The sequence below is a fragment of the Escherichia sp. WS1450 genome (genome assembly GCF_046487395.1).
Taxonomy (GTDB): domain Bacteria; phylum Pseudomonadota; class Gammaproteobacteria; order Enterobacterales; family Enterobacteriaceae; genus Escherichia; species Escherichia coli.
The window spans coordinates 184997-201816 of record NZ_JBJQJO010000001.1 but is presented as its reverse complement, the minus strand read 5'-3'; the positions used below and the strand labels follow the sequence as shown (position 1 = coordinate 201816).

Genomic DNA, 16820 nt, shown 5'->3' with positions numbered 1-16820 from the left:
CGCACAGAGTGCTGACATCACATTCTGTGCGTATGGTTTAGCCTCTAACCTTTACCGCTTTACGCCACCGCAAGCCAAATACATTGATATACAGCCCGGTCATAATGAGCACCGCCCCGAAAAATTGTAGACCCGTTAAGCGTTCATCCAACAATAGTGCCGCACTTGCCAGTCCTACTACGGGCACCAGTAACGATAACGGTGCAACCCGCCAGGTTTCATAGCGTCCCAGTAACGTCCCCCAGATCCCATAACCAACAATTGTCGCCACAAACGCCAGATACATCAGAGACAAGATGGTGGTCATATCGATAGTAACCAGACTGTGAATCATGGCTGCGGAACCATCGAGAATCAGCGAGGCAACAAAGAAGGGAATGATTGGGATTAAAGCGCTCCAGATTACCAGCGACATCACCGCCGGACGCGTTGAGTGCGACATGATCTTTTTATTGAAGATGTTGCCACACGCCCAACTAAATGCTGCCGCCAGGGTCAACATAAAGCCGAGCATCGCCACATGCTGACCGTTCAGACTATCTTCGATTAACACCAGTACGCCAAAAATCGCTAAGGCGATCCCCGCCAATTGTTTGCCATGCAGTCGCTCACCGAAAGTAAACGCGCCAAGCACGATAGTAAAAAACGCCTGTGCCTGTAACACCAGCGAAGCCAGTCCAGCAGGCATACCGAAGTTAATGGCACAAAAAAGAAAAGCAAACTGCGCAAAACTGATGGTTAATCCATACCCCAGCAGCAAATTCAGTGGTACTTTCGGTCGTGCGACAAAAAAGATAGCCGGAAAAGCAACCAGCATAAAGCGCAAACCGGCCAACATCAGCGGTGGCATGTTATGAAGCCCCACTTTGATGACCACAAAATTTAGCCCCCATACGACCACTACCAGTAGCGCCAACAACCCATCTTTTCGCGACATTCTACCGCCTCTGAATTTCATCTTTTGTAAGCAATCAACTTAGCTGAATTTACTTTTCTTTAACAGTTGATTCGTTAGTCGGCGATTACGACGGCATTAATGCGCAAATAAGTCGCTATACTTCGGATTTTTGCCATGCTATTTCTTTACATCTCTAAAACAAAACATAACGAAACGCACTGCCGGACAGACAAATGAACTTATCCCTACGACGCTCTACCAGCGCCCTTCTTGCCTCGTCGTTGTTATTAACCATCGGACGCGGCGCTACGCTGCCGTTTATGACCATTTACTTGAGTCGCCAGTACAGCCTGAGTGTCGATCTAATCGGTTATGCGATGACAATTGCGCTCACTATTGGCGTCGTTTTTAGCCTCGGTTTTGGTATCCTGGCGGATAAGTTCGACAAGAAACGCTATATGTTACTGGCAATTACCGCCTTCGCCAGCGGTTTTATTGCCATTCCTTTAGTGAATAACGTGACGCTGGTGGTGCTCTTTTTTGCCCTTATTAACTGCGCCTATTCCGTTTTTGCTACCGTGTTGAAAGCCTGGTTTGCCGACAATCTTTCCTCCACCAGCAAAACGAAAATCTTCTCAATCAACTACACCATGCTCAACATTGGCTGGACCATCGGTCCGCCGCTCGGCACGCTGTTGGTGATGCAGAGCATCAATCTGCCCTTTTGGCTGGCAGCTATCTGTTCCGCGTTTCCCATGCTTTTCATTCAAATTTGGGTAAAGCGCAGCGAGAAAATCATCGCCACGGAAACAGGCAGTGCCTGGTCGCCGAAAGTTTTATTACAAGATAAAGCACTGTTGTGGTTTACCTGCTCTGGTTTTCTGGCTTCCTTTGTTAGCGGCGCATTTGCTTCATGCATTTCACAATATGTGATGGTGATTGCTGATGGGGATTTTGCCGAAAAGGTGGTCGCGGTTGTTCTTCCGGTGAATGCTGCCATTGTAGTTACGTTGCAATATTCCGTGGGCCGCCGCCTTAACCCGGCTAACATCCGCGCGCTGATGACAGCAGGCACCCTCTGTTTCGTCATTGGGCTGGTCGGTTTTATTTTTTCCGGCAACAGCCTGCTATTGTGGGGTATGTCAGCTGCGGTATTTACTGTCGGTGAAATCATTTATGCGCCGGGCGAGTATATGTTGATTGACCATATTGCACCGCCAGGAATGAAAGCCAGCTATTTTTCCGCCCAGTCTTTAGGCTGGCTTGGTGCCGCGATTAACCCATTAGTGAGTGGCATAGTGCTTACCAGTCTGCCACCTTTTTCGCTGTTTATCATCTTAGCGTTGGTGATCGTTGCTGCGTGGGTGCTGATGTTAAAAGGAATTCGAGCAAGACCGTGGGGGCAGCCCGCGCTTTGTTGATTTAAGTCGAACACAATAAAAATTTAATTCAGCCTTCGTTTAGGTTACCTCTGCTAATATCTTTCTCATTGAGATGAAAATTAAGGTAAGCGAGGAAACACACCACACCATAAACGGAGGCAAATAATGCTGGGTAATATGAATGTTTTTATGGCCGTACTGGGAATAATTTTATTTTCTGGTTTTCTGGCCGCGTATTTCAGCCACAAATGGGATGACTAATGAACGGAGATAATCCCTCACCTAACCGGCCCCTTGTTACAACTGTGTACAAGGGGCCTGATTTTTATGACGGCGAAAAAAAACCGCCAGTAAACCGGCGGTGAATGCTTGCATGGATAGATTTGTGTTTTGCTTTTACGCTAACAGGCATTTTCCTGCACTGATAACGGATCGTTGACACAGTAGCATCAGTTTTCTCAATGAATGTTAAACGGAGCTTAAACTCGGTTAATCACGTTTTGTTCGTCAATAAACATACAGCGATTTCTTCCGGTTTGCTTACCCTCATACATTGCCCGGTCCGCTCTTCCAATGACCACATCCAGAGGCTCTTCAGGAAATGCGCGACTCACACCTGCTGTCACGGTAATGTTGATATGCCCTTCAGAATGTGTGATGGCATGGTTATCGACTAACTGGCAAATTCTGATACCTGCACGACATGCTTCTTCATCATTAGCCGCTTTGACAATAATGATAAATTCTTCTCCACCGTAGCGATAAACCGTTTCGTAATCGCGCGTCCAACTGGCTAAGTAAGTTGCCAGGGTGCGTAATACTACATCGCCGATTAAATGCCCGTAGGTATCATTAACCAATTTAAATCGGTCAATATCCAACAACATTAAATAAAGATTCAGAGGCTCAGCGTTGCGTAACTGATGATCAAAGGATTCATCAAGAACCCGACGACCCGGCAATCCCGTCAAAACATCCATATTGCTTCGGATCGTCAGCAAATAAATTTTGTAATCGGTTAATGCCGCAGTAAAAGAAAGCAACCCTTCCTGAAAGGCGTCGAAATGCGCGTCCTGCCAGTGATTTTCAACAATAGCCAGCATTAATTCCCGACCACAGTTATGCATATGTTGATGGGCAGAATCCATTAGCCGAACATAAGGTAATTCATCGTTATCGAGTGGTCCCAGATGATCAATCCACCGACCAAACTGGCACAGTCCATAAGAATGGTTATCCGTTATTTCTGGCTTACTGGCATCTCTCGCGACTACGCTGTGAAACATACTTACCAGCCACTGGTAGTGGGCATCGATAGCCTTATTGAGATTTAACAAGATGGCATCAATTTCCGTTGTCTTCTTGATCATTGCCACTCCTTTTTCACAGTTCCTTGTGCGCGCTATTCTAACGAGAGAAAAGCAAAATTACGTCAATATTTTCATAGAAATCCGAAGTTATGAGTCATCTCTGAGATAACATTGTGATTTGAAACAAAATCAGCAGATAAAAAAGTGTTTAATTCTGTAAATTAAGCCTGCATTATCGCAATTAAAAGGATGACAAATAGCATAACCCAATAACCTAATGGCCCAGTAGTTCAGGCCATCAGGCTAATTTATTTTTATTTCTGCAAATGAGTGACCCGAACGACGGCCGGAGCGCTTTTCTTATCCAGACTACCGCTAATGTTGATCATCTGGTCCGGCTGAACTTCTCGCCCATCAAAGACTGCCGCAGGAATAACAACATTAATTTCACCGCTCTTATCGCGAAAAACGTAACGGTCCTCTCCTTTGTGAGAAATCAAATTACCGCGTAGTGAAACCGAAGCGCCATCGTGCATGGTTTTTGCGAAATCAACGGTCATTTTTTTTGCATCATCGGTTCCGCGATAGCCATCTTCTATTGCATGAGGCGGCGGTGGCGCTGCATCCTGTTTTAAACCGCTCTGGTCATCTGCCAACGCATAAGGCATGACAAGAAAACTTGCTAATACAATGGCCTGAAATTTCATACTGACTCCTTAATTGCGTTTGGTTTGACTTATTAAGTCTGGTTGCTATTTTTATAATTGCCAAATAAGAATACTGCTAATTGTTATAAGGCATTTAAAATCAGCCAACTAGCTGTCAAATATTCAGAGAATTTAACTTACTAAGGTTAAGAAGAAGATTAAAGAGTCTTAAACATATTTCAGAACAATCAGATTTATAAATTTGAAAATTATTATAACGGAAGAGTATACAAAAAAAGTAATTTTGCTGGCGACTGCGAAACGGCATTCGCATTAGCGGTGAAGTTTGCCCTCGCCCAGCTGCTGCAATTACTGCTCTAACCAGGCTGGCCTGGCGTTATCTCCAGGCCAGCCACTGGTGGTGTTTATACGTTCAAGCCACGATGTTGCAGCATCGGCATAATCTGAGGTGCCTTACCGCGCCATTGTCGATACAGTCGTTCCAGATCCTCGCTGTTACCTCTGGAAAGGATCGCCTCGCGAAAACGCAGCCCATTTTCACGCGTTAATCCGCCCTGCTCAACAAACCACTGGTAACCATCATCGGCCAACATTTGTGTCCACAGATAAGCGTAATAACCTGCGGCATATCCACCTCCAAAAATATGGGCGAAATAACTGCTGCGATAGCGTGGCGGTATAGCGGGAAGATCCATATTTTCCGCTACCAGCGCCCGCAATTCGAAATCATCGACATCCTGCATTGCTTCGTTTTCTTCCAGGTAATGCCAGCGCATATCGAGAAGTGCGGCGCTAAGCAGTTCGCTCATCTCATACCCTTTATTGAACAGGCTGGCATTACGCATTTTCTGTTGCAGTTCGTCAGGCATTGCTGCCCCGCTCTGATAATGCCGGGCGTAGCGAGCGAATACCTGCGGATGCGTTGCCCAGTGTTCGTTGATTTGCGACGGAAATTCGACAAAATCACGCGGCGTGTTGGTGCCGGAAAGCGTGGCATAACGCTGGCGGGCAAAAAGGCCGTGCAGCGTATGACCAAATTCATGGAATAAGGTTATGACATCATCCCAGAGTAACAACGCAGGCTCACCGGCAGCGGGTTTCTGATAATTGCAGACGTTATAAATTACCGGATGCGTTTCATTAAGCGTTGATTGCTCAACAAAATTGCCCATCCATGCACCGCCGCTTTTTGAATCACGGGCGAAGAAATCACCGTAAAATAACGCCAGCCCCACGCCATTATGATCAAAAATTTCCCACACACGAACGTCAGGATGGTAGACAGGAATATCAAAACGTTCGACAAACTTAATACCGAAGAGCTGATTCGCGGTCCAGAATACACCTTCATTCAACACCGTGTTTAATTCAAAATATGGCTTGAGCTGCGATTCATCGAGATCGAATTTCTCACGTCTTACCTGCTCGGCATAAAATGCCCAGTCCCACGGCTGCGCGCTAAACCCGCCCTGCTGCTTATCGATAACCGCCTGTATGGAGGCTAATTCATCGCTCGCACGTTGACGCGCCGCTGGAACAATTTCCCGCATAAAGTTGAGTGCTGCTTCTGGCGTTTTTGCCATCTGATCGGCGATTTTCCATGCGGCATAATGAGGGAAACCAAGCAGTTTCGCCTGCTGCGCGCGGATCTCCACCAGACGTTGAATGATAGCGCGGGTATCATTGGCATCATTTTTTTCCGCTCGCGTCCAGCCCGCAGTGAACAGTTTTTCACGCGTCGCGCGATCGCGCAGTTCAGCAAGCGCTGGTTGCTGGGTGGTATTCAGCAGCGGAATCAGCCATTTGTTACCCAGACCTTTCTCGCGAGCCGCCTCTGCCGCCAGCGCAATCTCTTGCTCACTCATTCCTGCCAGCTGCGCGAAATCGTTCACAACCAGACCGCCGGATTTATTTGCTGCCAGTAACCGCTGGTTAAACTGGCTGGTCAGGGTCGCAGCTTCTGTATTCAGGACTTTTAATTTTGCTTTATCAGCTTGTGCAAGTTTGGCTCCGGCAAGGACAAAACGTTGATGAATCACCTCCACCAGGCGGATGGATTCACTATCAAGTCCCAGGGATTCACGGCGTTGCCAGACAGCATCTACCCGCGCGAATAATTCACCGTTCAGATAGATATCATTAGCCAGTTCCGCCAGTTCAGCGGAAAACTGTTCATCAAGACGCTGTAATTCATCATTAGTATGCGCCGCAGTCATCGCAAAAAAGACGCTGGTAACGCGGGTAAGTAATTCTCCGCTTTGTTCCAGTGCCAGAATAGTATTGTTGAAATCAGGCGCTTGCGGGTTAAGCGCGATGGCAGCAATTTCTGCCCGCTTTTGCTGCATTCCCTCATCGAATGCCGGGCGATAGTGATGATTGGCAATTTGATCAAAATGGGGAGCCAGATACGGCAGTGTGCTTTGCACAAGGAAAGGATTCATTGTTGTCATTTTCTTCTCCTGAACGCGAGGTGTTCCATAGCGTAGGCTTACTGATAACGGAGTGCAATCTTGCAAACCAGTATTACCCGCTCTTAAGCATCACGTGCTATGTTATTGACACACAAAAACGTTGAGGAACAGTGAGATGATCGTTTTAGTAACTGGAGCAACGGCAGGTTTTGGTGAATGCATTACTCGTCGTTTTATTCAACAAGGGCATAAAGTTATCGCCACTGGCCGTCGCCAGGAGCGGTTGCAGGAGTTAAAAGACGAACTGGGAGATAATCTGTATATCGCCCAACTGGACGTTCGCAACCGCGCCGCTATTGAAGAGATGCTGGCATCGCTTCCTGCCGAGTGGTGCAATATTGATATCCTGGTAAATAATGCCGGTCTGGCGTTGGGCATGGAGCCTGCGCATAAAGCCAGCGTTGAAGACTGGGAAACGATGATTGATACCAACAACAAAGGCCTGGTATATATGACGCGCGCCGTCTTACCGGGTATGGTTGAACGTAATCATGGTCATATTATTAACATTGGCTCAACGGCAGGCAGCTGGCCGTATGCCGGTGGTAACGTTTACGGTGCGACGAAAGCGTTTGTTCGTCAGTTTAGCCTGAATCTGCGTACGGACCTGCATGGTACGGCGGTGCGCGTCACCGACATCGAGCCGGGTCTGGTGGGTGGCACCGAGTTTTCCAATGTCCGCTTTAAAGGCGATGACGGTAAAGCGGAAAAAACCTATCAAAATACCGTTGCATTGACGCCAGAAGATGTCAGCGAAGCCGTCTGGTGGGTGTCAACGCTGCCTGCTCACGTCAATATCAATACCCTGGAAATGATGCCGGTTACCCAAAGCTATGCCGGACTGAATGTCCACCGTCAGTAATTTTTATACCCGGCGTAACTGCCGGGTTATTGCTTGTCACAAAAAAGTGGTAGACTCATGCAGTTAACTCACTCACAAGCAAGAACGAATGACCGTCGAAACGCAACTTAATCCCACACAGCCTGTCAATCAGCAGATTTATCGTATTCTTCGTCGCGACATTGTCCATTGCCTGATTGCACCAGGCACACCGTTGTCGGAAAAAGAAGTTTCTGTTCGTTTCAATGTGTCACGCCAGCCGGTTCGTGAAGCCTTTATTAAACTGGCGGAAAACGGCCTGATTCAAATTCGTCCGCAGCGTGGCAGCTACGTCAACAAAATTTCCATGGCCCAGGTGCGCAACGGCAGTTTTATCCGTCAGGCCATTGAGTGCGCGGTGGCGCGTCGGGCGGCGAGCATGATTACCGAAAGCCAGTGCTACCAACTGGAACAAAATCTTCACCAGCAACGCATTGCCATTGAGCGCAAGCAACTGGATGATTTTTTTGAACTTGATGACAACTTCCATCAACTCCTGACGCAGATTGCCGACTGTCAACTGGCGTGGGATACCATTGAGAACCTGAAAGCGACCGTTGATCGCGTGCGCTATATGAGTTTCGACCACGTTTCTCCACCAGAAATGCTGTTACGCCAGCATCTTGAGATTTTCTCTGCCCTGCAAAAACGTGATGGCGATGCGGTAGAACGTGCAATGACGCAACATTTGCAGGAAATCAGCGAATCCGTGCGCCAGATCCGTCAGGAAAACAGCGACTGGTTTAGCGAAGAGTAATTCATTTCCTCTCATCCCATCCGGGGTGAGAGTCTATTCGCCCCGCCTTATGGCTCATGCATGCATCAAAAAAGATGTGAGCTTGATCAAAAACAAAAAATATTTCACTCGACAGGAGTATTTATATTGCGCCCGTTACGTGGGCTTCGACTGTAAATCAGAAAGGAGAAAACACCTATGACGACCTACGATCGTAACCGTAACGCAATCACCACTGGCAGCCGTGTTATGGTTAGCGGCACCGGTCACACTGGCAAGATCCTGTCGATTGATACTGAAGGTCTGACCGCTGAGCAAATCCGCCGCGGAAAAACCGTAGTTGTTGAAGGTTGTGAAGAGAAACTGGCACCTCTGGACCTGATTCGTCTCGGCATGAACTAAGCGTGTGAATGCCGCCGATGGCGGCATTGCTTTTTTTACTTCACGGAATATTTCGCCACGGTCGCTTTCGCACCATGCGCTAATAAAGACAAGTACGCTTCCGTCACTTTTGCAGTAAACAAGCTATTGTCTGGCAAATCATCACCAAAGATCGCCTTAATCGCCAGCAATGACTGGACGCGCGCTTTCCCTTCGGCACTACTTTGTACAGCCTTCTGAATAACAGGTAACAGTGGGTCACTGATTTCTATCGGATTTCCCTGTTCATCAACACCACCGACATAACGCATCCAACCTGCGACGCCCAGCGCCAGCAGATCGAACTTGCTGTCATGCGCCAGATGCCAGCGAACAGAATCCAACATCCGCTGTGGCAATTTCTGGCTGCCATCCATCGCAATCTGCCAGGTTCGATGACGTAGCGCCGGGTTGCTATAGCGTTCAATTAATCGGTTAGCGTAATCTTGCAAATCAACGCCCTGCACTTTCAACGTCGGCGCTTGTTCCTGCAACATCAAGGCATACGCTGCATGACGATAATGTTCATCTTCCATGCAGTCATTAATGTGCTGATATCCGGCAAGATACCCCAGATACGCCAGGAATGAATGACTGCCGTTGAGCATGCGCAACTTCATCTCTTCATAAGGCAACACATCACTAACCAGTTCGGCTCCCGCTTTTTCCCATTCCGGACGTCCGGCAACAAAGTTATCTTCTATTACCCACTGGCGGAAAGGTTCACAGGCAACGCCAGCAGGATCGCGCACACCGGTAAGTTGTTCGATTTTCGCCAGCGTATCCTCCGTCACTGCGGGCACAATACGGTCCACCATTGTTGATGGGAAAGTCACGTTTTCTTCGATCCATTGTGCCAGTTTTACATCAACAGCTTGCGCGTATGAAGTGACAACGTCACGCATAACATGACCGTTTTCTGGCATGTTGTCACATGACATGACGGTAAATGCGGGAAGTCCTGCCGCTTTACGGCGAGCCAGCGCCTCGACAATCACCCCTGTTGCAGTTTTCGGCTGGTGGGGATTTTGTACGTCGGCAACGACCATCGGGTGATCGAGCATTAACTGTCCGGTCGCCGGAGAGTGGAAATACCCTTTTTCGGTGATTGTCAAAGAGACAATCGCGATTTGCGGTTCACACATCGCAGCCAGCACGGTTTCTAAGCCATCTATTTGTATGTGCAAGGCTTTTTTAACGACGCCAACGACGCGAGCCGTCCACGCATCGGCCGACATTTCCGCAACGGTATAAAGATTATCTTGCTGTTGTAAATCGGCAATTTGCTGTTCGCCGCCGATTAAGTTGACCTCATAATATCCCCAGTCACTGAAATGTTTTGTAGCAAGAATATCGGCATACACGCCCTGATGCGCACGGTGAAATGCACCAAAGCCTAAATGAACAATTCTTGGGGCCAGGTTATTACGATCATAAACAGGGAGTGTCGCTTTTGCTGATAACAAATTATTTCCCATAACAATTCCTTAAATTTAAATATGGCAAGCTGCATGTTTTGTTATATGAATAAAAAATCCCCTCTCCGGTAAGAGAAGGGATGGAGGATTTACAGACTTCTTGAAGGTTGCGCAGCTGTTACAACACGCGGTTGATCTTCCGCGGCATCTTCCAGTGCACTTAAATCACGGTCTTTCACTTCTGGCATTTTCAGCGCAGAGATTAAACCAATCACTGAATATGCCATGATCATAATGGCGATCGGATACCAGGATTCCGTCATGGTGCAGAAAATACCCGCCAGGATAGGACCAAAACCGGAAGCGATAAGACCACCAATTTCTTTAGAAATAGCCATCCGGGTAAAGCGGTTTTTACAGCCGAACATTTCTGCCATGGTAATGTTTTCCAGAGCAAATAATCCCAGCACCGCACAGTTATGAATCACAATCAGTGCAACCATAATGGTGCTCGGGGCATAGCTTTTATCTACGATGATAGAAAGCATTGGCCACGCCAGCACAATCGCAGAGGTATTCATAATAATATACGGGATCCGGCGACCAATTTTATCGGATAACCAACCAAGGAACGGAATGGTCATAAAGCCGAGAATCGAACTGATCATCAATGCATCTGTTGGAATTGCTTTGTTAAACAATAACGTCTGCACTAAATAGCCTGCAAGGAAAGTCTGAATTAAACCGGAGTTACCAGCCTGACCAAAACGCAGCCCTGTTGCCAGCCAGAAGGATTTGCTCTGGAACATGCTACCAGCAGGTGCAGGTTTTGCTGTCGGTTGGTTGCTGTCGTTAACCTTCTCAAAGACCGGGCTTTCTTTCAGATTCATACGCAACCAGATAGCAAAGACCATCACGACAACGCTCGCCAGGAACGGTATACGCCATCCCCACGCCAGCAGTTCCTCTTTACTGAGAATGAAGAACATAAAGGCCCAGATTGCCGTTGCGCTTAAGGTTCCGCAGTTAGTCCCCATAGCAACAAATGAGGAGATAATTCCGCGCTTACCTTTTGGTGCATATTCCGCCAGCATCGTGCCGGCACCGGAAATTTCCGCGCCTGCCCCCAGCCCCTGAATAATACGCAGCGTCACCAGCAAAATTGGTGCAAACACACCAATTTGTGCATAGGTCGGCAGCACACCAATTAAGGTAGTACAGATCCCCATCATAGTGATGGTAATAAAGAGCACTTTTTTACGCCCGATTCTGTCGCCCATTTTGCCGAAAATAAATGCTCCGACAATACGCGCCACATAACCTGCACCGTAGGTTCCCATTGCCAGAATTAACGCCATTGCCGTTGATGATTCAGGAAAAAATATTTCATGAAACACTAACGCTGCGCCGAGCGAATATAACTGGAAATCCATAAATTCAAGCGCAGTGCCCAGCCATCCCGATACTGCTGCTTTCACCAAATCCTTAGTGCTTCTTTCGTGTTTTTCTATTGTCATAATGGTTATCTCTAAAAAAGAGGTAAGATGCGTACTACTTACTCGCCGTTATTGGTATTATTCAGAAAAAGTGAGTAAGACTTTGCAGCAATGTTTTTGATCCTGTTCAAATAAACTAATGGCATCAGCAACATGCTGGAAATCAAACGTATGGGTAATTAATTTTTCTGGTTTAATTAACCCTTTACTTAACCAGTCGATAACGACCGGGAATTTATTTGCATTTAAGCGTGAAGAGAAAATAGAGAGTTCTTTTCCGGTAATTCCTTGCTGAATCACTTCAGACGGTTCACTGGAGAAGCCCATCAATACAATACGTGCCGCTGGAGAAGCCAGAGTTACGGCCTCTTTCAGGATAGAAGGATGACAAGCCGCATCGATAATTAATGTCGGCTTTATGCCTTTTTCAGCGAAAATCTCGCCAAGCGGTGTCTGGCTGTTATTAATCGCCCAGTCAGCCCCGCTCTCTTTCGCTTTTTCCAGTCGTTCATCAATGCGATCGGCAACAATCACATTTTTAACGTTATAGACGCCTTTTAATACCTGAACGATCGTCAGGCCGATTGGACCGGCACCGTAAACCAGAACGGTATCATTTTCAGTCGGTTGACCATGACCGGAAACGTTAGCCGCAATGGTAAAAGGTTCGATCATCACCGCATATTGATCGGCCACTGCTTCAGGAATTTTCCACGCATTTTTTGCCGGCACCACGGCATATTCACTGAAACCACCGTCAGCGTGCACACCTAATACAGCCAGTGTCGTACAAACGTTCGGCTTACCTATAGAGCACGGATAGCAATGCCCACAGCTGACCACCGGATCGACAGCAACACGTTCACCGACTCTGGCGCTTTCCACGCCTTCACCCACTGCATCAATGACGCCAAAGAATTCATGACCAATGACGCGCGGATATTTCGCAAAAGGATTATGCCCACGATAAATATGGCTATCTGAACCACAAATTCCGGCAAGTTTTACTTTTACTCGTACTTCACCCGCTGACGGGGTGGGTATTTCACGTTCGACAATCGCCAGTTGATTCGGTTTTTCAATTAATATGCTTTTCATTATCTTACTCCTTACCAGTTCCACAGCGTGCCATCTTCCAGACGTGCGACTGGTAGATAAGCAGGTTCATAGGGATATTTCGCCGCCAGCTTTTCATCGAATTCGATGCCAAGACCCGGTTTGTCTCCCGGATGCATATAGCCGTTATCGAAAGTCCAGTTGTGCGGGAAGACTTCAAGCATTTGTTCGGAATAACCCATGTACTCCTGGACACCGAAATTGGGGACCCACAGATCAAAGTGCAGCGCCGCAGCCATGCAGACTGGTGACAAATCGGAAGGACCGTGTGAGCCAGTACGTACCTGATACAACGAAGCAAAATCGGCAATCCGGCGCATACCGGTAATTCCGCCTGCATGGGTCAGCGTGGTGCGGATATAATCGATAAGTTGCTCTTCAATCAGTTGCTTGCAGTCCCAGATGCTGTTGAAGACTTCACCCACCGCGATGGGTGTGACGGTATGTTGGCGAATGAGACGGAAGCATTCCTGGTTTTCCGCAGGCGTCGGGTCTTCCATCCAGAACATGCGATAATCTTCAATGCTTTTACCAAAGCGCGCCGCTTCAATAGGCGTTAAGCGATGGTGCATGTCATGCAGCAAATGTTCATTAAAACCAAACTTGTTACGTACCGCGTCAAACAATTTCGGCATGAAATCGAGGTATTTCTCCGTTGACCACAGCTGCTCTTCCGGCCACTGTCCTTTGGTTGCGGGTTCATAAGCCAGACCTTTACCTTTCGACATGCCGTAGGTGGTTTTCATACCAGGGATTCCGCACTGCACGCGGATGGCTTTGAATCCCAGCTCCTGATGACGAGCATAATCATCCAGAGCTTCATCAATACTGTGACCGGTGGTATGGCAATAAACCATCACCCCTTCACGAGACGCGCCGCCGAGTAACTGGTAAAGCGGCATGTTGGCAGCTTTGGCTTTAATATCCCACAGCGCCATATCAACCGCTGAAATGGCCGACATCGTAACCGGACCGCGACGCCAGTAAGCACCTTTATAGAAAAACTGCCAGATATCTTCGATACGGTGCGCATCGCGACCAATAAGCTGCGGACAAAGGTGATCCTGCAAATAAGAGGCCACGGAAAGCTCACGTCCATTGAGGGTGGCATCCCCAAGGCCCGTAATACCGTCCTCAGTGGTGATTTTTAATGTGACGAAATCACGCCCCGGACAGGTAACAAAAACTTCAGCCTTTACGATCTTCATGTTCGATTCCTTGCATCGCTTGTCGTGATGCATGAAATCTACGCAACTGAGCTACTACCATACAAGTATGAAGATCGAAAAAAGCCGGAGTGATCACAAAAAAAGGCGTATATTTGCGCCGTGAATGGTTGACAAAAGATGAAATAGAATACCTTTTGTCAGCGACACTTCCTTGTATCTTATTGATAAAATGGATTTATGTCCTTACGCGCGCCCCCAGCCCGCAACAATGATCAACATGCCGCAAATCGCAATCAACGCCCCCGTCCAGTCATAAAGACTCAGTTTCACGCCATCCACAACGCGCAGCCAAATCAACGCCGTGCAGACATAAACGCCACCATAAGCCGCGTAAACACGCCCACTCGCCGCAGGATGCAACGTTAACAACCAGACAAACAGTGCCAGAGAAATCCCCGCCGGAAGCAACAGCCAGATACTAGCGTTTCGTTTTAACCACAACCAGGGCAGAAAGCATCCAATAATTTCACACAGCGCAGTAGCAAAAAATAGTAACGTTGTTTTAATCATCTTTGTCACTTATTGACTTCATGTATAGTTATAGGACGACATAATATCATCAATATAAACATCCTCCTGGTACGTTTTGCGTTCGCACTGGATGGTGTAGAATCACCTTTAATCATTCACACAGGGAATGAATTATGAAAATTACTCTCAGCAAACGAATTGGCCTGCTCGCTTTTCTGCTGCCTTGCGCACTGGCATTGAGCACAACTGTTCATGCCGAAACTAACAAACTGGTGATTGAGTCTGGCGACAGTGCACAAAGCCGCCAGCACGCCGCTATGGAAAAAGAGCAATGGAATGACACGCGCAATCTGCGCCAGAAAGTGAATAAACGCACTGAAAAAGAGTGGGATAAAGCCGACGCCGCTTTTGATAACCGCGATAAATGTGAGCAAAGCGCCAACATCAATGCCTACTGGGAGCCAAATACTTTGCGCTGCCTGGACCGTCGAACTGGCCGCGTTATTACCCCCTAACCTGTTATTGATTTAAGGAATGTAAGGACACGTTATGCCAAGCGCCCACAGTGTTAAGCTACGCCCGCTGGAGCGTGAAGATTTACGCTATGTACATCAACTCGACAATAACGCCAGTGTGATGCGTTACTGGTTTGAGGAACCCTACGAAGCCTTTGTTGAACTCTCTGATCTGTACGATAAGCATATTCACGATCAGAGCGAACGACGCTTTGTGGTGGAATGTGACGGCGAAAAAGCCGGTCTGGTGGAGCTGGTGGAAATTAACCATGTTCATCGCCGGGCAGAATTTCAGATAATTATCTCCCCAGAGTATCAGGGGAAAGGTCTGGCAACCCGTGCTGCCAAATTAGCAATGGACTATGGCTTCACCGTTCTCAATCTCTATAAGTTGTATCTGATCGTCGATAAAGAGAATGAAAAAGCGATTCACATTTACCGCAAGCTTGGCTTTACGGTTGAAGGTGAATTGATGCATGAGTTCTTTATTAATGGTCAATATCGTAATGCCATTCGCATGTGCATATTCCAGCATCAGTATCTGGCAGAGCACAAAACACCGGGTCAGACTCTCCTGAAGCCGACCGCACAATAGCATTAATAATAATCGATAGTATTTTTGATGGTGTAAACCCGTTCGACGGAGGGTTTTACTCCTTCATCAACAATGATTAGCTGACAGTCCACCGGATTGGCGTGACTGTCATATTCACAGCTCTGTTTTACATTACCAACCCTTTGATTATTCAGTAAAGTAACCGCTGTGTAATCTAATTTTTTGATCGGATCCGTTGATGGCGTAGCGCTAACAGATAATGTTTTGTCGTTACTTTTCGTGGTTTTACCCAGCGGATAACCCTGATCATCATAGCGATATTCCATCTGCATCTGTTTGCTGCTGGCTTTAATCACAAAGCCATTATCATCGGTTTCCCAACTCACCCCAGCAGAAGGTAATTCTGCTAGCTGGCATTTTCCCTGCAAACGAACTCTTTTCTCCAGTGTCTGGGCATCACGGTAATAATTGGCGTCCAGTACCAGGGCAACCACGGTATTATTTTCCAGATCCAGTAATTCGAGTGAATCAAAACAGCCTTCTTCCGACAAAGTCCCCGAAACACGTTTCGTCACTTCACCTTGCTCATCCATTAATGTCTGAGTGAAATCTTTTACCGGACCACGCAGCGGATCAAAATCGAATTCATTAGAGAAACTGGCCATCTCAGGGGTAAATGAAAGTGTTACCTCTGTGCGGTCACATCCTGTGAGGAATATCGCGAGTAAGCATGGCAGTAATTTGTATTTCACAACAGTCACCAGAGAGTAGAGATGATTCTCAATCATAGTAGCAAATACAGTACTTTACACGTTAAATGCTATGCTTAAAGAAGTTATCTTCGCGTAAGGAGCTTATGATGAAACTCTCAACCTGCTGTGCCGCGCTTATGCTCGCCCTCGCCTCACCCGCGGTACTCGCCGCGCCGGGATCCTGTGAGCGCATACAGAGCGATATATCACAGCGCATTATCAATAATGGCGTACCCGAAAGCAGCTTCACGTTAAGTATTGTACCCAATGACCAGGTTGATCAGCCTGATTCCCAGGTCGTCGGGCATTGCGCTAATGATACGCATAAAATTCTCTACACCCGCACCACCAGCGGTAACGTCTCTGCTCCCGCGCAGTCTACCCAGGATGGCGCGCCTGCCGAACCGCAGTAACACATTATCGACTGCACGCCGGATACGACACATCCGGCGATTTGAACATACAACATAATCCCACCTTATTACTCATACCCTTCTATTGA

19 protein-coding genes and 1 pseudogene are annotated in these 16820 nt (G+C 47.4%); 10 read left to right on the top strand and 10 right to left on the bottom strand.

Features of this window, described 5'->3' with window-relative positions; all coding sequences use genetic code 11:
- Positions 1–37: 37 nt before the first annotated feature.
- Complete coding sequence (gene eamA, locus ACJHYR_RS01010; RefSeq protein ID WP_059328087.1) at positions 38–937, bottom strand: O-acetylserine/cysteine exporter; 900 nt, start codon at positions 935–937, stop codon at positions 38–40.
- A gap of 194 nt (positions 938–1131) precedes the next feature.
- On the opposite strand from eamA, the gene ydeE reads away from it, so the two are divergent.
- The 3 genes from ydeE (at position 1132) to mgtT (ending at position 2645) form a co-directional block, all read left to right on the top strand.
- Positions 1132–2319, top strand: coding sequence for an efflux MFS transporter YdeE (ydeE, locus tag ACJHYR_RS01005; RefSeq protein ID WP_059328086.1), 1188 nt, complete (start codon positions 1132–1134; stop codon positions 2317–2319).
- A 126-nt stretch (positions 2320–2445) separates the two neighbouring features.
- Positions 2446–2541 carry a protein MgtS gene (mgtS, locus tag ACJHYR_RS01000; protein WP_000901367.1) on the top strand — a complete coding sequence of 32 codons (96 nt, stop codon included), beginning with the start codon at positions 2446–2448 and terminating at the stop codon, positions 2539–2541.
- The gene (mgtT, locus tag ACJHYR_RS00995) at positions 2541–2645 is read left to right on the top strand and encodes a hypothetical protein (protein ID WP_212734532.1); all 105 of its coding nucleotides are present in this window, start codon (positions 2541–2543) and stop codon (positions 2643–2645) included. Before mgtS ends, mgtT begins: the two co-directional genes overlap by 1 nt.
- Before the next feature lie 114 nt (positions 2646–2759).
- Here the strand turns inward: mgtT and dgcZ are convergent, their stop codons facing one another.
- Entirely contained in the window at positions 2760–3650 is an 891-nt protein-coding gene (gene dgcZ, locus ACJHYR_RS00990) for a diguanylate cyclase DgcZ (protein WP_000592808.1), read from the bottom strand.
- A gap of 254 nt (positions 3651–3904) precedes the next feature.
- Positions 3905–4297 (bottom strand): YdeI family stress tolerance OB fold protein, encoded by a 393-nt coding sequence (gene ydeI / locus ACJHYR_RS00985; RefSeq protein WP_059328084.1) that lies wholly within the window; start codon positions 4295–4297, stop codon positions 3905–3907.
- 240 nt (positions 4298–4537) lie between these two features.
- On the opposite strand from ydeI, the pseudogene ACJHYR_RS00980 reads away from it, so the two are divergent.
- Positions 4538–4618, top strand: a pseudogene (locus ACJHYR_RS00980) (hypothetical protein); the annotation flags it as partial.
- A gap of 44 nt (positions 4619–4662) precedes the next feature.
- Here ACJHYR_RS00980 and dcp read toward each other — a convergent pair.
- Entirely contained in the window at positions 4663–6708 is a 2046-nt protein-coding gene (gene dcp, locus ACJHYR_RS00975) for a peptidyl-dipeptidase Dcp (protein ID WP_059328083.1), read from the bottom strand.
- A gap of 136 nt (positions 6709–6844) precedes the next feature.
- Between dcp and ydfG the strand changes: the two genes are divergently transcribed.
- From ydfG to ydfZ, 3 genes are all read left to right on the top strand, one after another.
- Positions 6845–7591, top strand: a complete 747-nt coding sequence (gene ydfG, locus ACJHYR_RS00970) for a bifunctional NADP-dependent 3-hydroxy acid dehydrogenase/3-hydroxypropionate dehydrogenase YdfG (protein ID WP_000636571.1) — start codon at positions 6845–6847, stop codon at positions 7589–7591.
- A gap of 88 nt (positions 7592–7679) precedes the next feature.
- The gene (gene rspR / locus ACJHYR_RS00965) at positions 7680–8366 is read left to right on the top strand and encodes a DNA-binding transcriptional regulator rspR (RefSeq protein ID WP_000215553.1); all 687 of its coding nucleotides are present in this window, start codon (positions 7680–7682) and stop codon (positions 8364–8366) included.
- A 177-nt stretch (positions 8367–8543) separates the two neighbouring features.
- Entirely contained in the window at positions 8544–8747 is a 204-nt protein-coding gene (gene ydfZ / locus ACJHYR_RS00960; protein WP_000214712.1) for a putative selenium delivery protein YdfZ, read from the top strand.
- Positions 8748–8782: 35 nt separating this feature from the next.
- Here ydfZ and ACJHYR_RS00955 read toward each other — a convergent pair whose 3' ends face one another.
- From ACJHYR_RS00955 to ACJHYR_RS00935, 5 genes are all read right to left on the bottom strand, one after another.
- Positions 8783–10243 (bottom strand): mannitol dehydrogenase family protein, encoded by a 1461-nt coding sequence (locus ACJHYR_RS00955; protein WP_000527817.1) that lies wholly within the window; start codon positions 10241–10243, stop codon positions 8783–8785.
- Positions 10244–10332: 89 nt separating this feature from the next.
- Positions 10333–11700, bottom strand: a complete 1368-nt coding sequence (gene ydfJ, locus ACJHYR_RS00950) for an MHS family MFS transporter YdfJ (RefSeq protein ID WP_000151245.1) — start codon at positions 11698–11700, stop codon at positions 10333–10335.
- A 57-nt stretch (positions 11701–11757) separates the two neighbouring features.
- Positions 11758–12777, bottom strand: coding sequence for a Zn-dependent oxidoreductase (locus ACJHYR_RS00945; protein ID WP_059328082.1), 1020 nt, complete (start codon positions 12775–12777; stop codon positions 11758–11760).
- A gap of 11 nt (positions 12778–12788) precedes the next feature.
- Positions 12789–14003 (bottom strand): starvation-sensing protein RspA, encoded by a 1215-nt coding sequence (gene rspA / locus ACJHYR_RS00940; RefSeq protein ID WP_072837380.1) that lies wholly within the window; start codon positions 14001–14003, stop codon positions 12789–12791.
- 204 nt (positions 14004–14207) lie between these two features.
- Positions 14208–14534: a YnfA family protein gene (locus tag ACJHYR_RS00935; RefSeq protein WP_025210519.1), complete on the bottom strand. Its 327-nt coding sequence runs from the start codon at positions 14532–14534 to the stop codon at positions 14208–14210.
- A gap of 134 nt (positions 14535–14668) precedes the next feature.
- Between ACJHYR_RS00935 and ACJHYR_RS00930 the strand changes: the two genes are divergently transcribed.
- Both ACJHYR_RS00930 and speG read left to right on the top strand, forming a co-directional pair.
- Positions 14669–15010, top strand: a complete 342-nt coding sequence (locus ACJHYR_RS00930; protein WP_000705197.1) for a DUF1283 family protein — start codon at positions 14669–14671, stop codon at positions 15008–15010.
- Between the two features lie 34 nt (positions 15011–15044).
- Positions 15045–15605, top strand: coding sequence for a spermidine N1-acetyltransferase (gene speG / locus ACJHYR_RS00925; RefSeq protein WP_001138584.1), 561 nt, complete (start codon positions 15045–15047; stop codon positions 15603–15605).
- 2 nt (positions 15606–15607) lie between these two features.
- Here the strand turns inward: speG and ACJHYR_RS00920 are convergent, their stop codons facing one another.
- Positions 15608–16318, bottom strand: coding sequence for a YnfC family lipoprotein (locus tag ACJHYR_RS00920; protein WP_072837393.1), 711 nt, complete (start codon positions 16316–16318; stop codon positions 15608–15610).
- 107 nt (positions 16319–16425) lie between these two features.
- Here ACJHYR_RS00920 and ACJHYR_RS00915 point away from each other — a divergent pair, with 107 nt between their 5' ends.
- Positions 16426–16731, top strand: a complete 306-nt coding sequence (locus ACJHYR_RS00915; protein WP_059328080.1) for a DUF1161 domain-containing protein — start codon at positions 16426–16428, stop codon at positions 16729–16731.
- The last annotated feature ends 89 nt before the right edge of the window (positions 16732–16820 follow it).